Source organism: Kitasatospora sp. NPDC001527, assembly GCF_040298605.1.
Classification (GTDB): Bacteria; Actinomycetota; Actinomycetes; order Streptomycetales; family Streptomycetaceae; genus Kitasatospora.
Genome location: NZ_JBEPAM010000018.1, coordinates 98,692 through 111,439, shown reverse-complemented (window position 1 = coordinate 111,439; position 12,748 = coordinate 98,692). Strand labels below are relative to the sequence as shown.

Annotated in this window: 10 protein-coding genes; 9 read left to right on the top strand and 1 reads right to left on the bottom strand. The window is 71.6% G+C overall.

Going from position 1 to position 12,748, the window contains the following annotated elements:
• Positions 1-46 precede the first annotated feature (46 nt).
• The 9 genes from ftsW to ABT238_RS19025 all read left to right on the top strand — a co-directional run bounded on the left by ftsW (position 47) and on the right by ABT238_RS19025 (position 9,040).
• Positions 47-1,405: a putative lipid II flippase FtsW gene (gene ftsW, locus ABT238_RS19065; protein WP_502891447.1), complete on the top strand. Its 1,359-nt coding sequence runs from the start codon at positions 47-49 to the stop codon at positions 1,403-1,405.
• Between the two features lie 6 nt (positions 1,406-1,411).
• A complete protein-coding gene (gene murG / locus ABT238_RS19060) occupies positions 1,412-2,518 on the top strand; it encodes an undecaprenyldiphospho-muramoylpentapeptide beta-N-acetylglucosaminyltransferase (protein ID WP_350563731.1) in 1,107 nt (368 codons plus the stop codon).
• Positions 2,511-3,287, top strand: coding sequence for a cell division protein FtsQ/DivIB (locus ABT238_RS19055; RefSeq protein ID WP_350563729.1), 777 nt, complete (start codon positions 2,511-2,513; stop codon positions 3,285-3,287). Before murG ends, ABT238_RS19055 begins: the two co-directional genes overlap by 8 nt.
• 364 nt (positions 3,288-3,651) lie before the next feature.
• Positions 3,652-4,893: a cell division protein FtsZ gene (gene ftsZ, locus ABT238_RS19050; protein WP_350563727.1), complete on the top strand. Its 1,242-nt coding sequence runs from the start codon at positions 3,652-3,654 to the stop codon at positions 4,891-4,893.
• Positions 4,890-5,621 (top strand): peptidoglycan editing factor PgeF, encoded by a 732-nt coding sequence (gene pgeF, locus ABT238_RS19045; protein WP_350769092.1) that lies wholly within the window; start codon positions 4,890-4,892, stop codon positions 5,619-5,621. Before ftsZ ends, pgeF begins: the two co-directional genes overlap by 4 nt.
• Complete coding sequence (locus ABT238_RS19040; RefSeq protein WP_350563722.1) at positions 5,621-6,427, top strand: YggS family pyridoxal phosphate-dependent enzyme; 807 nt, start codon at positions 5,621-5,623, stop codon at positions 6,425-6,427. Before pgeF ends, ABT238_RS19040 begins: the two co-directional genes overlap by 1 nt.
• Positions 6,428-6,654: 227 nt before the next feature.
• A complete protein-coding gene (locus tag ABT238_RS19035; protein ID WP_350563720.1) occupies positions 6,655-7,257 on the top strand; it encodes a cell division protein SepF in 603 nt (200 codons plus the stop codon).
• Positions 7,258-7,349: 92 nt separating this feature from the next.
• On the top strand, positions 7,350-7,631 hold the full coding sequence (locus ABT238_RS19030; RefSeq protein WP_030301231.1) for a YggT family protein: 282 nt from the start codon (positions 7,350-7,352) through the stop codon (positions 7,629-7,631).
• A 59-nt stretch (positions 7,632-7,690) separates the two neighbouring features.
• On the top strand, positions 7,691-9,040 hold the full coding sequence (locus ABT238_RS19025; protein WP_350769091.1) for a DivIVA domain-containing protein: 1,350 nt from the start codon (positions 7,691-7,693) through the stop codon (positions 9,038-9,040).
• A gap of 171 nt (positions 9,041-9,211) precedes the next feature.
• Here the strand turns inward: ABT238_RS19025 and ileS are convergent, their stop codons facing one another.
• A complete protein-coding gene (gene ileS, locus ABT238_RS19020) occupies positions 9,212-12,343 on the bottom strand; it encodes an isoleucine--tRNA ligase (protein WP_350563716.1) in 3,132 nt (1,043 codons plus the stop codon).
• Between the last annotated feature and the right edge of the window lie 405 nt (positions 12,344-12,748).

The window sequence follows — 12,748 nt, the reverse complement described above, 5'->3', positions numbered from 1 at the left end:
CCACGGGGGACGGAAAAGGGGAGCTGTGGTGGGGCAGGGCGGCAGGGTGGGCGGTTCGAGCGCGCCGGAGAAGGGCCGCCCGGCCGGGTCCCTGCGGGTGATCTCGGCCACCATCACCGCCTACAAGTCGGCCGGTCCACTGGCCCGCCTGCAGGCCTTCCGGGCCCGCGTGCGGTACGCCCTGGACCGGCCGCTCACGCCCTACCTGCTGATCGCCGGCACGGCACTGCTGCTGGTGGTGCTCGGGCTGATGATGGTCTTCTCGGCCTCGCAGATCCTCGCGCTGGGCCAGCACCGCTCGACCCAGTTCTACTTCTACAAGCAGCTCCTCGCGGTGGTGCTCGGCTTCGCCCTGCTGCTCGGCTTCGCGCTGGTGCCGGTGGCGGTGCTGCGGGTGATCGTCTACCCGGTGATGTTCGCGGTGATCGGCGCCATGGTGCTGGTCGCGATCCCGGGCATCGGCATGGAGGTCAACGGCAACCGGAACTGGCTGGATTTCGGCGTGTTCCAGTTCCAGCCGTCCGAGTTCGCCAAGCTCGCCCTGGTGCTCTGGGGCGCCGACCTGCTGGCCCGCAAGCAGAAGACCGGCACCCTCGATCAGTGGAAGCACCTGCTGGTCCCGCTGGTGCCGGGCACCCTGTTGCTGCTCGCGCTGATCATGCTCGGCGGCGACATGGGCACCACGATGATCCTGGTGGCGATGCTGTTCGGCCTGCTGTGGATGGTCGGCGCGCCGCTGCGGCTGTTCGTCGCCACCCTCGGGGTGGCCGTCGTGGTCTGCACCGCCCTGGTGGTCACCGTCCCGCACCGCGCCGAGCGGCTCTCCTGCATCGGTGTGACCAAGCTCGACCCGGCCGGCGCCTGCTTCCAGGCCCTGCACGGCGTCTACTCGTTCGGCCTCGGCGGTCTGTTCGGCTCCGGGCTCGGCGCAGGCGTGGAGAAGTGGGGCCAGCTCCCGGAGGCGCACACCGACTTCATCTTCGCCACCACCGGCGAGGAACTGGGTCTGGTGGGGACGCTGTCGGTGATCGGTCTCTTCTCGGCACTAGGCTACGCGGGTATCCGTGTGGCCATCGGTACGAAGGATCCCTTCGTCAGGTACGCCGCGGGAGCCGCCACCACCTGGATCATGGCGCAGGCCGTGATCAACCTGGGGTCGGCGCTGGGACTGCTGCCCATCGCGGGCGTCCCGCTCCCGCTGTTCTCCTACGGCGGTTCCGCCATGCTGTCGGCCATGTCCGCGATCGGGGTGCTGCTCTGCCTGGCACGCAGCAGCTCGGGCGCGAAGGCGGCCCTGGCCGCCCGGAGCAAGAACTCCCGGATCAGGAAACAGCTGGCCCGGGTGCTGCCACGACGACGAACCACAGCGCGCCCGGCCAGCGGGCCGGCACGCAGGGAGCGGTGAATTTCGGTGCATGTCGTACTCGCCGGCGGGGGGACCGCCGGTCACATCGAGCCGGCCATGGCCCTCGCGGACGCCCTCCGCAGGCATGACCCGTCCATCGGGATCACCGCCCTCGGCACCGAGCGCGGCCTGGAGACCCGGCTGGTGCCCGAGCGCGGCTACCAGCTGGAGCTGATCCCGGCCGTCCCGCTGCCCCGCAAGCCCACCCCCGAGCTGATCACCGTCCCGGGCCGGCTGCGCGGCACCGTCCGGGCCGCCCAGGAGATCATCGAGCGGGTCAAGGCGGACGCCGTGGTCGGCTTCGGCGGCTACGTCGCGATGCCCGCCTACCTGGCCGCCAAGCGGGCCGGTGTGCCGATCGTGGTGCACGAGGCCAACGCCCGGCCCGGTCTGGCGAACAAGATCGGCGCCCGCTACAGCGACTTCGTCGCCGTCTCCACGCCGGACAGCAAGCTGCGCGACTCCCGGTACATCGGCATCCCGCTGCGCCGGACCATCGCGACCCTGGACCGCAACGCGGTCCGCCCCGAGGCCCGGCACTACTTCGGCCTCGACCAGCGGCTGCCCACCCTGCTGGTCACCGGCGGCTCGCAGGGCGCCCGCCGGCTGAACGAGACGATCAGCGCGATCGCGCCCCGGCTCCAGCAGTACGGGGTGCAGATCCTGCACGCGGTCGGCCCGAAGAACGAGCTGCCGCAGGTGGACGAGATCCCCGGGATGCCGCCGTACCGCCCGGTGCCGTACCTGGACCGGATGGACCTCGCCTACGCGGCGGCGGACATGATGCTCTGCCGGGCCGGCGCCATGACGGTGGCCGAGCTGGCCGCGGTCGGCCTGCCCGCCGCGTTCGTGCCGCTGCCGATCGGCAACGGCGAGCAGCGGCTGAACGCCCAGCCGATGGTCAAGGCCGGCGGCGGCCTGCTGGTCGACGACGCCGAGCTGACCCCGGACTGGGTGCTGCAGAACGTGCTGCCGGTGCTCACCGACCCGCAGCGGCTGTGGGACATGAGCCGGGCCGCCGCCGAGTTCGGCCGCCGGGACGCCGACGAGTTGCTGGTCGGCATGGTCTACGAGGCCATCGAGGCCGCCCGGGGCGGCCGCCGTCGTGGCTGACGCCCGGCTCGCCGACCCTCTCGACGAGGAGTTCGAGGCCGGGGAGTACGCTCCTCGGCTCCGGCTCTCCCGGCGGGGGGCGCTGGTGCTGGGCGGTCTGACCGCGGTGCTCCTCGGCACGCTGTCCTGGCTGGTGTTCTTCTCCTCGGTGCTGGAGGTCCGCTCGGTCTCCGTGCAGGGGATGCGGGACGACCGGCTGACGGCCGACGAGGTCCGCTCGGCGCTCGGCGGGGTCGGTTCCGGCCCGCTGGCCCGGGTGGACCTCGACGAGGCCCGCCGCCGGGTGGAGGCGATCCCCCGGGTGGCGAGGGCGGAGGTCTGGCGGGGCTGGCCGAACACCCTGCGGGTGAAGGTCACCCAGCGCACGGCGGTCGCCGTGGTCAGGGGCGAGGACGGGCAGTTCACCCAGGTCGACGCGGGCGGCGTGAGCTTCGCCACCGAGCCTGCCGCCCCGGAGGGGGTGCCGGTGGTGGAGCTGAAGCTCAGCCAGCAGGCCCTGGACGCCGAATCGGTGATCGACCATGCGCAGCTGGTGCGGGGCGCGGTCGCGGTGGCCGCCGGCCTGCCGGCGGACGTCCTGCAGCGGGCCGGGGCCGTCCTCGTGCACTCGTACGACGACATCCAGGTGCAGCTCGGCGGGGGTGTGACGGTGCGCTGGGGGAGCCCGGAGCAGACCGATCGAAAAGCCCGGGTCCTGGTGGCACTGCTGAATCAGAAGGGTACGAACTTCGACGTGAGCGCCCCTGACTCGCCTGCGGTGTCCGGATGATCCGGTAGGTTTTCTGCTGCAGGAAGGGGTTGACGCGGTTTCGTGTCGGCCTGACGCTTGGTGGTCACCCCGGTTTCATCCGCCGGTCGATGATCACATAGGCTCAAAAGAAAAAGGGAAGCTCGGCGTGTTCGTTGAAACACGTGGCCGGAGCCACCTAGTGTCCTGTGTCACCAGACTGTGTTTCCTGGTGATGTGACAGAGGCACAGCACTAACCCTAAAGGTCAAGTTTAGGGTTGGGGTCGGCGGTCGGCATTTCGGACATTACGTCAGAAACCAGGCTCCCTACCCATCGACATCCGTCGGTTCGGCCCGTTCCGGGTATCGGGCCGACCCGGAAATTCGAGGCGAGAGGCCTTCGACGTGGCAGCACCGCAGAACTACCTCGCAGTCATCAAGGTCGTCGGCATCGGCGGCGGTGGTGTCAACGCCATCAACCGGATGATCGAGGTCGGTCTCAAGGGCGTCGAGTTCATCGCGATCAACACCGATGCGCAGGCCCTCCTCATGAGCGACGCCGACGTCAAGCTCGATGTGGGCCGTGAACTCACCCGGGGCCTCGGCGCCGGCGCCAACCCCGAGGTCGGCCGGAAGGCCGCCGAGGACCACCGTGAGGAGATCGAGGAGGTCCTCAAGGGGGCCGACATGGTCTTCGTGACCGCCGGTGAGGGCGGTGGCACCGGCACGGGTGGCGCGCCGGTGGTCGCCAACATCGCCCGCTCACTGGGCGCCCTCACCATCGGCGTGGTCACCCGCCCGTTCACCTTCGAGGGCCGGCGCCGCGCCAACCAGGCCGAGGACGGCATCGCCTCCCTGCGCGAAGAGGTCGACACCCTCATCGTGATCCCCAACGACCGGCTGCTGTCCATCTCGGACCGCCAGGTCAGCGTCCTGGACGCGTTCCGCTCGGCCGACCAGGTCCTGCTCTCCGGTGTCCAGGGCATCACCGACCTGATCACCACCCCCGGTCTGATCAACCTCGACTTCGCCGACGTCAAGTCCGTCATGTCGGACGCCGGTTCGGCGCTCATGGGCATCGGCTCGGCCCGCGGCGAGGACCGCGCCAAGGCCGCCGCCGTGATGGCGATCTCCTCGCCGCTGCTGGAGGCCTCGATCGACGGCGCCCGCGGCGTGCTGCTCTCCATCTCCGGTGGCTCGGACCTCGGCCTGTTCGAGATCAACGAGTCCGCCCAGCTGGTCAGTGAGGCGGCCCACCCCGAGGCCAACATCATCTTCGGTGCGGTCATCGACGACGCCCTCGGCGACGAGGTCCGGGTCACCGTCATCGCGGCCGGTTTCGACGGCGGGCAGCCGCCGGCCATCGTCCGCGAGCCGGTCGTCAAGGCGAGCGCGTCCCCGGCCAGCCCGCCGGCCGCCTCGTCCGGTGGCGGCAGCGCCCCCGAGCGCCCGGCCGGCCGTCCCGCCTACGGCGGCATCGGCTCGGTGACCGCCCGCCCGGAGGGCGAGGGCGCCGCCCCGGCCCGCCCGGCCGAGTCCCCGGCCACCGCGACCGCCGCCCCGGTGCCGCCGCAGGTGCAGCCGGCCCGCCAGCCGTTCGTGGAGAGCCCGGCCGAGGAGCTCGACGTCCCGGATTTCCTTAAGTGATCGACCACGCGGTCCGCGACGGTGCTCACTTCGCCTTCACCACTCGGTGGGGCGGGGTGAGCACTTCGCCGTACGGGGAGCTGAACCTCGGCGGTGCGGTGGGGGACGACCCGGAGGCCGTCCGGGAGAACCGGGCGATCGCGGCCCGCGCGCTCGGCCTCGACCCGGCCGACGTGGTCTGGATGAACCAGGTGCACGGCGCGGACGTGGCCGTGGTGACGCGGCGGCAGCCGGCGGGGCAGGCCCCGACCGTCGACGCGGTGGTCACCGACCGGCCGCTGGCGCTGGCGGTGCTCACCGCCGACTGCACGCCGGTGCTGCTGGCCGACCCGGTCGCCGGAGTGGTCGGCGCCGCCCACGCCGGGCGGCCCGGCCTCGCCGCCGGGGTGGTCCCGGCGGCGGTCCGGGCGATGGTGGAGCTCGGCGCCGAGCCCGGGCGGATCGCCGCCGCCACCGGCCCCGCCGTCTGCGGCCGCTGCTACGAGGTGCCCGCGCAGATGCGCGCCGAGGTCGCCGACCGGGTGCCCGCCGCGTACGCGCAGACCTCCTGGGGAACCCCGGCGCTGGACGTGCCGGAGGGAGTCGCGGCCCAGCTGGCCGCCGTGGGGGTCACCGAGGTGGTGCGATCACCGGTCTGCACCCTCGAATCCGCCGATCACTACTCCTACCGCCGCGAGCAGCGCACGGGCCGGCTCGCGAGCTACGTCTGGTTGGGCTCTGAACACTGATGACGAATGACATCTACGGACCGTTCCCGAGTGGCGACGACCGGTTTCCGGACAAGGAGTGGCTGGACGCGCTGACGGAGGGTCAGCGCGCCCGCTACGAGGAACTGGGCACCAATCTGGAGGTCGTCGAGCGCCGGATCGCCGACGCCTGCGCCGCCGCCGGGCGGGCGCGCGACGAGGTCCGGCTGATCGTGGTCACCAAGACCTACCCCGCCGAGGACACCGCACTGCTGGCCGGCCTGGGCGTCACCGACGTCGCGGAGAACCGCGACCAGGACGCCGCGCCCAAGGCGGAGCAGTGCAGAAACCTTCCGCTTGCCTGGCACTTCGTCGGTCAGCTGCAGACCAACAAGGTCCGCTCGGTGGTCCGCTACGCCGACCACGTCCACTCGGTGGACCGGCCGCGGCTGGTGGACTCGCTCGCCGCCGCGGTGCGCAAGGCCGAGCGCGCCGACCTCGGCTGCCTGGTCCAGGTCGCCCTGGACAAGGAGGCCGGCGAGGGCGAGCACCGCGCGGGCGTCGCCCCCGCGGACGTCGTGGCCCTGGCCGACGCGATCGCCGACACGCCCGGGCTGCGTCTGGACGGTGTGATGACGGTCGCTCCGCTCGCCGGACCGCTGGCGGGCGACCCTGCCGCGGCCTTCGATCGGCTGGCGGAAATCGCAACCGCCGTACGGACCGCCCATCCGGCTGCCACCATGGTGTCGGCAGGGATGAGCGGTGACCTTGAGCAGGCCATTGCCGCCGGAGCGACACATGTGCGCGTCGGAACGGCGGTACTCGGAGTGCGGTCACCCCTCGGGTAACGTCACCGGGTAGTAGATCAGACTGCAGGACAAAATAGGACAGAAGCTAGCAGCTTATCTGAGCGCTAGCCAACCGTGGATCGCAGCTCCGCGGCCCTCATCCACGAACTCTGATTGGCCGTCGGCCTGATGAAGCGTCGTGGGCGGACCGCGGAATCCGCAGGCGGGGCCGTACGGCCCGGCCGCCGGGACGGAGCCGGTCCACCACAAGCGGAGGAGACAGGAGCATGGCCGGCGCGATGCGCAAGATGGCGGTCTACCTCGGCCTCGTGGAGGACGAGACGTACGACGGCCAGGGGTACGACCCCGATGACGACTACGACGCGGACCCCGAGCCGATGCGGACCGGACGGACCGAGGACATCCCCCGGCCGGCCGCGCCGGCGCCCGCGCCGGTCTCCTCGATCACCCCGCAGCCGGTGCCGGCCGCCGTCCCGATCCGCCAGGAGACCCCGAGGATGGCCCCAGTGTCGTCCATCACACCCGACCGCCGCCACAACCTGGAGAAGAGCGCCCCGGTGATCATGCCCAAGGTCGTGAACGAACGAGAGCCCTACCGCATCACCACGCTGCACCCGAGGACCTACAACGAGGCCCGTACCATCGGCGAACAGTTCCGTGGCGGCACCCCCGTGATCATGAATCTCACGGAGATGGACGACACCGACGCGAAGCGACTCGTAGACTTCGCCGCTGGACTCGTCTTCGGTCTGCACGGCAGTATCGAGCGCGTGACGCAGAAGGTGTTCCTCCTGTCGCCTGCTAACGTCGATGTCACGGCGGAGGACAAGGCCCGTATCGCCGAGGGTGGGTTCTTCAACCAGAGCTGACCCGGCCACGACTTTACGTGTGGATCTGATCGACAGTGAGTTAGCGACAGACGAGCGGCCCCAGGGCCGGGAACAGGGGAGAGGGAAGCGCGATGGAGATCGTGTGGGCAGTGCTCTACTACGCACTGACCGTCTTCCTGGTGTTCCTGCTCGTGCGGCTGGTGATGGACTGGGTGTTCCAGTTCGCGCGTTCGTGGCGGCCCGGCAAGGCCATGGTTCTGGTCCTCGAGGCCACGTACACTGTCACGGATCCGCCGCTCAAGCTTCTGCGGCGGTTCATTCCGCCGCTGCGTCTCGGGGGCGTGGCGCTCGACCTGTCCTTCTTCGTACTGATGATCATTGTGTATGTCCTGATCTCGCTTGTGCGGCCCTAGTCGTAGGTGAGCGATGCGACAGGATGCCGGTGTGCCGACGATCACGTTGAGGTGAAGAGATGCCATTGACCCCCGAGGACGTTCGGAACAAGCAGTTCACGACCGTCCGCCTGCGCGAAGGCTATGACGAGGACGAGGTCGATGCCTTCCTCGACGAGGTCGAGGCGGAGCTGACCCGTCTCCTCCGCGAGAACGAGGACCTGCGCGCCAAGCTGGCCGCCGCGACCCGGGCCGCCGCGCAGAACCAGGCCAACATGCGCAAGGAGCCGCCGCAGGACGCGCGTTCCGGCGCGCCGGTGCCGGCCGCCATATCCGGCCCGCCGGTCCCCGGCCAGCAGGGTGGCCCCGGTGGCCCGCAGCAGCAGATGGGCCCGGGCGGTCCGCAGCAGCAGCAGATGGGTCCCGGCCCGCAGCAGCAGCAGATGGGCAACCAGCCGCTCGGCCTGCCGTCCGGCGCCCCGCAGCTCCCCGCCGGCCAGGGCGGTCCGATGGGCGGCCCCGGTGGTCCGCAGCAGCAGATGGGCCAGACCATGGGCGGCCAGCAGCAGCTGGTGCAGCCGATGGGCGGTCAGATGCTGCAGCCGATGGGCGGCCCCGGCGGCCCGCAGGGCATGGGCAACCCCATGGGCCAGGGCATGGGCCAGCAGCAGATGCAGCAGATGGGCGGCCCCATGGGCGGCCCGCAGCAGATGGGCGGCCCGCTCGGCGCCCCGATGCAGCAGCAGGGCCCCGGCGGCGACAGCGCCGCCCGCGTGCTGGCGCTCGCCCAGCAGACCGCCGACCAGGCGATCTCCGAGGCGCGCTCCGAGGCCAACAAGATCGTCGGCGAGGCGCGCAGCCGGGCCGAGGGTCTGGAGCGGGACGCCCGCGCCAAGGCCGACGCGCTGGAGCGGGACGCCCAGGAGAAGCACCGGGTCGCGATGGGCTCGCTGGAGTCCGCCCGCGCCACGCTGGAGCGCAAGGTCGAGGACCTGCGGGCGTTCGAGCGTGAGTACCGGACGCGCCTGAAGTCCTACCTGGAGACCCAGCTGCGCCAGCTGGAGTCGCAGGCGGACGACTCGCTCGCCCCGCCGCGGATCCCGGCCACCGCGTCGCTGCCGCCGGCCGCGTCGTCGATGGCTCCGGCCGGTGCGAGCGCGATGAGCAGCCCGTCGCCGAGCTTCGGTGGCAGCCAGCCGTCCTTCGGCGGGAACCAGCCCTCCTTCGGCGGGCAGAGCTCCTTCGGCGGGAACTCGGGTGGGCAGGGCTTCGGCGGGCAGGCCTCGGGTGGCAACTCGGGCGCGCCGCAGATGCAGCCGGCCGGGATGACCCAGCCGATGGCGGCCGTGCGTCCGCAGCCTCCGCAGCCGATGCAGCAGGCGCCGGCGCCGATGCGGGGCTTCCTGATCGACGAGGACGGCGACAACTAGGCGGTAGCCGCTGTCGCGAGCGCCCCCTTCTCGACCCTTCGGGGCCGGGGAGGGGGCGCTCTGCGTTGCCGGCGCGCCGGGCCGGGTTCGCGCGGGGCCGGGTCGGGTCGCGCGGGGGGTACGGCGAAGCCGCCGCCGGTCGGGGACCGGCGGCGGCTTCGGCGGGTTCGGTCAGGCCTTGCGGAGCTGGAAGGCGAGGCCGAGGGAGTCGTCGGAGAAGGTGTCGGACTGCCAGTCGGCGGCGCCGGCGGCGAAGTCGGTGGCGAGGACCTCCTCGGCGACGAGGGCGCCGTGCTCGGCGATGGCCTCCGCGGTCTCGTCGTCGGTGGCCCGCCAGCGCAGGACGATGCGGTCGGCGACGTCCAGGCCGGAGTTCTTGCGGGCCTCCTGGATCTGGCGGATCGCGTCGCGGGCGATGCCGAGGCGCTTCAGCTCGGGGGTGATCGCCAGGTCGAGGGCGACGGTGGCACCGGACTCGTTGGCGACGGCCCAGCCCTCGCGCGGGGTCTCGGTGATGATCACCTCGTCGGGGGAGAGGGCGACGGTCTCGCCGTTCAGCTCGACGGAGGTGGTGCCCCCGGCGCGCAGCTCGGCGGCGAGCCCGGCGGCGTCCGCGGCGGCGACCGCCTTGGCGACGTCCTGCACGCCCTTGCCGAAGCGCTTGCCCAGCGCGCGGAAGTTGGCCTTGGCGGTGGTGTCGACCAGCGAGCTCCCGACCTGGGCCAGCGACTCCAGGGCGGAGACGTTGAGCTCCTCGGCGATCTGCGCGCGCAGGTCGGCGGGCAGCTCGTCCCAGCCCTGGGCGGCGATCAGTGCCCGGGACAGCGGCTGACGGGTCTTCACCCCGGACTCGGCGCGGGTGGCCCGGCCGAGCTCGACCAGGCGGCGGACCAGCGCCATGTGGCGGGAGAGGTCGGCGTCGACCAGCGACTCGTCCGCCTCCGGCCAGGTGGCCAGGTGGACCGAGGCCGGGGCGTCCGGGGCGACCGGGACGACCAGGTCCTGCCAGACCTGCTCGGTGATGAACGGGGTCAGCGGGGCCATCAGCCGGGTGACGGTCTCCAGCGCCTCGTGCAGGGTGGCGAGCGCGGCGGCGTCGCCCTGCCAGAAGCGGCGGCGGCCGCGGCGCACGTACCAGTTGGAGAGGTCGTCGACGAAGCCGGAGAGCAGCTTGCCGGCGCGCTGGGTGTCGTAGGCCTCGAAGGCCGCGTCCACCTCACGGACCAGGGTGTTCAGCTCGGACAGCACCCAGCGGTCCAGCTGCGGGCGGTCGGCCGGGGCCGGGTCGGCCGCGGACGGCGCCCAGCCGGAGGTGCGGGCGTACAGGGCCTGGAAGGCGACGGTGTTCCAGTAGGTGAGGAGGGTCTTGCGGACCACCTCCTGGATGGTGCCGTGGCCGACCCGGCGGGCCGACCAGGGCGAGCCGCCGGCGGCCATGAACCAGCGGACGGCGTCGGCGCCGTGCTGGTCCATCAGCGGGATCGGCTGCAGGATGTTGCCCAGGTGCTTGGACATCTTGCGGCCGTCCTCGGCCAGGATGTGGCCCAGGCAGACGACGTTCTCGTAGGAGTTCTTGTCGAACACCAGGGTGCCGACGGCCATCAGGGTGTAGAACCAGCCGCGGGTCTGGTCGATCGCCTCGGAGATGAACTGCGCCGGGTAGCGCTTCTCGAACAGCTCCTTGTTCTGGTACGGGTAGCCGTACTGGGCGAAGGGCATCGAGCCCGAGTCGTACCAGGCGTCGATGACCTCGGGCACCCGGGTCGCGGTGCCGCCGCAGTCGCGGCAGGCGAAGGTGACCTCGTCGATGTACGGGCGGTGCGGGTCGAGGCCGCTCTGGTCGGTTCCGGTCAGCTCGGTCAGCTCGGCCAGCGAGCCGACGCAGGTGAGGTGGCCCTCCTCGCAGCGCCAGATCGGCAGCGGGGTGCCCCAGTAGCGGTTGCGGCTGAGCGCCCAGTCGATGTTGTTGTTCAGCCAGTCGCCGAAGCGGCCGTGCTTGACGTTCTCGGGGAACCAGTTGGTGGCCTCGTTCTCCCGGACCAGGGCGTCCTTGACCGCGGTGGTGCGGATGTACCAGGACGGCTGCGCGTAGTAGAGCAGCGCGGTGTGGCAGCGCCAGCAGTGCGGGTAGCTGTGCTCGTACGGCAGGTGGCGGAAGAGCAGGTCGCGGGCCTGGAGGTCCTTGACCAGGGCCTCGTCGGCCTTCTTGAAGAACTGGCCGCCGACCAGCGGGACCTCGGGGGCGAAGGTGCCGTCGGCCAGCACCGGGTTGACCACCGGCAGGCCGTACTTGCGGCAGGTCGCGAGGTCGTCGGCGCCGAATGCGGGCGACTGGTGGACGATGCCGGTGCCGTCCTCGGTGGTGACGTACTCGGCGTTGAGGACGTAGTGCGCGTTCTCGATCTCGACCAGGTCGAACGGGCGGCGGTAGGCCCAGCGCTCCATCTCGGCGCCGGTGAAGGACTCGCCGGTCGGCTCCCAGCCCTCGCCGAGGGCCTTGGCCAGCAGCGGCTCGGCGACCACCAGCCGCTCGGTGCCGTCGGTGGCCACCACGTAGGTGACCTCGGGGTGCACGGCGGCGGCGGTGTTGGAGACCAGGGTCCACGGGGTGGTGGTCCACACCAGCAGGGCGGCCCGGCCGGCCAGCGGGCCGCTGGTCAGCGGGAAGCGGACGAAGACCGAGGGGTCGACGACGGTCTCGTAGCCCTGGGCCAGCTCGTGGTCGGACAGGCCGGTGCCGCAGCGCGGGCACCAGGGGGCGACCCGGTGGTCCTGGACCAGCAGGCCCTTGTCGAAGATCTGCTTGAGCGACCACCAGACGGACTGCACGTAGGACGGGTCCATGGTGCGGTAGGCCTCGTCGAGGTCGACCCAGTAGCCCATCCGGGTGGTGAGCTCGGTGAAGGCGTCGGTGTGGCGGGTCACCGACTCGCGGCACCTGGCGTTGAACTCGGCGATGCCGTACGCCTCGATGTCCTGCTTGCCGGAGAAGCCCAGCTCCTTCTCGACGGCCAGCTCGACCGGCAGGCCGTGACAGTCCCAGCCGGCCTTGCGGGCGACGTGGTAGCCCTTCATCGTCCGGTAGCGGGGGAAGACGTCCTTGAAGACGCGGGCCTCGATGTGGTGGGCGCCGGGCATGCCGTTGGCGGTCGGCGGGCCCTCGTAGAAGACCCACTCCGGGCGGCCCTCGGACTGCTCCAGGCTGCGCTGGAACACCTTGTTGTCCTGCCAGAAGGAGAGGATCCGGTGTTCGAGGGCGGGCAGGTCCACCTGCGCGGGGACGGGGTTGTAGGTACTGGCCATCGCGGGTGTCTACCTCCGGCGGATGCGTGGACGGGATCCGACGGAGGGACGAGACGGCGTGCCGTCCCGCGGTACCACCCTCCTTGGCCGCGGTGCTGCGTGCGGCCCTCTTGTTTGGGCTTGCGGCCGGATCTACTGGGCCGGCGAGCGACGTCGCGGACCGTTCTTCCGGCGGCTCCGGGGTGATCTTCGCGCGGTGCACACCCCCGGGCTCACACCGTCCCCGGGTCGCTGGTGGCTGCGTACTGCGGTACTCGTCCCCATCTGCGCCTTGCAGGCCCAGTGTATCGGCCGTCGCAAGTCGGTTTCGGCGCGCCCGGGCGGGGGGCACAACTCTGTTCGGCGTGCTGGGCGTGGCGGCTGTGACGTCTGCCCGGGTGGGATCATTGTGAGGCGTCGGTATGT

What these genes read in the sequence shown, in the direction of transcription:
- ABT238_RS19030 (WP_030301231.1), top strand. Translation starts at nt 7,350, where the DNA reads ATGGAGATCGTGTGGGCAGTGCTCTACTACGCACTGACCGTCTTCCTG.
- ABT238_RS19035 (WP_350563720.1), top strand. Translation starts at nt 6,655, where the DNA reads ATGGCCGGCGCGATGCGCAAGATGGCGGTCTACCTCGGCCTCGTGGAG.
- ileS (WP_350563716.1), bottom strand. Translation starts at nt 12,343, where the DNA reads ATGGCCAGTACCTACAACCCCGTCCCCGCGCAGGTGGACCTGCCCGCC.
- ABT238_RS19025 (WP_350769091.1), top strand. Translation starts at nt 7,691, where the DNA reads ATGCCATTGACCCCCGAGGACGTTCGGAACAAGCAGTTCACGACCGTC.
- ABT238_RS19040 (WP_350563722.1), top strand. Translation starts at nt 5,621, where the DNA reads ATGACGAATGACATCTACGGACCGTTCCCGAGTGGCGACGACCGGTTT.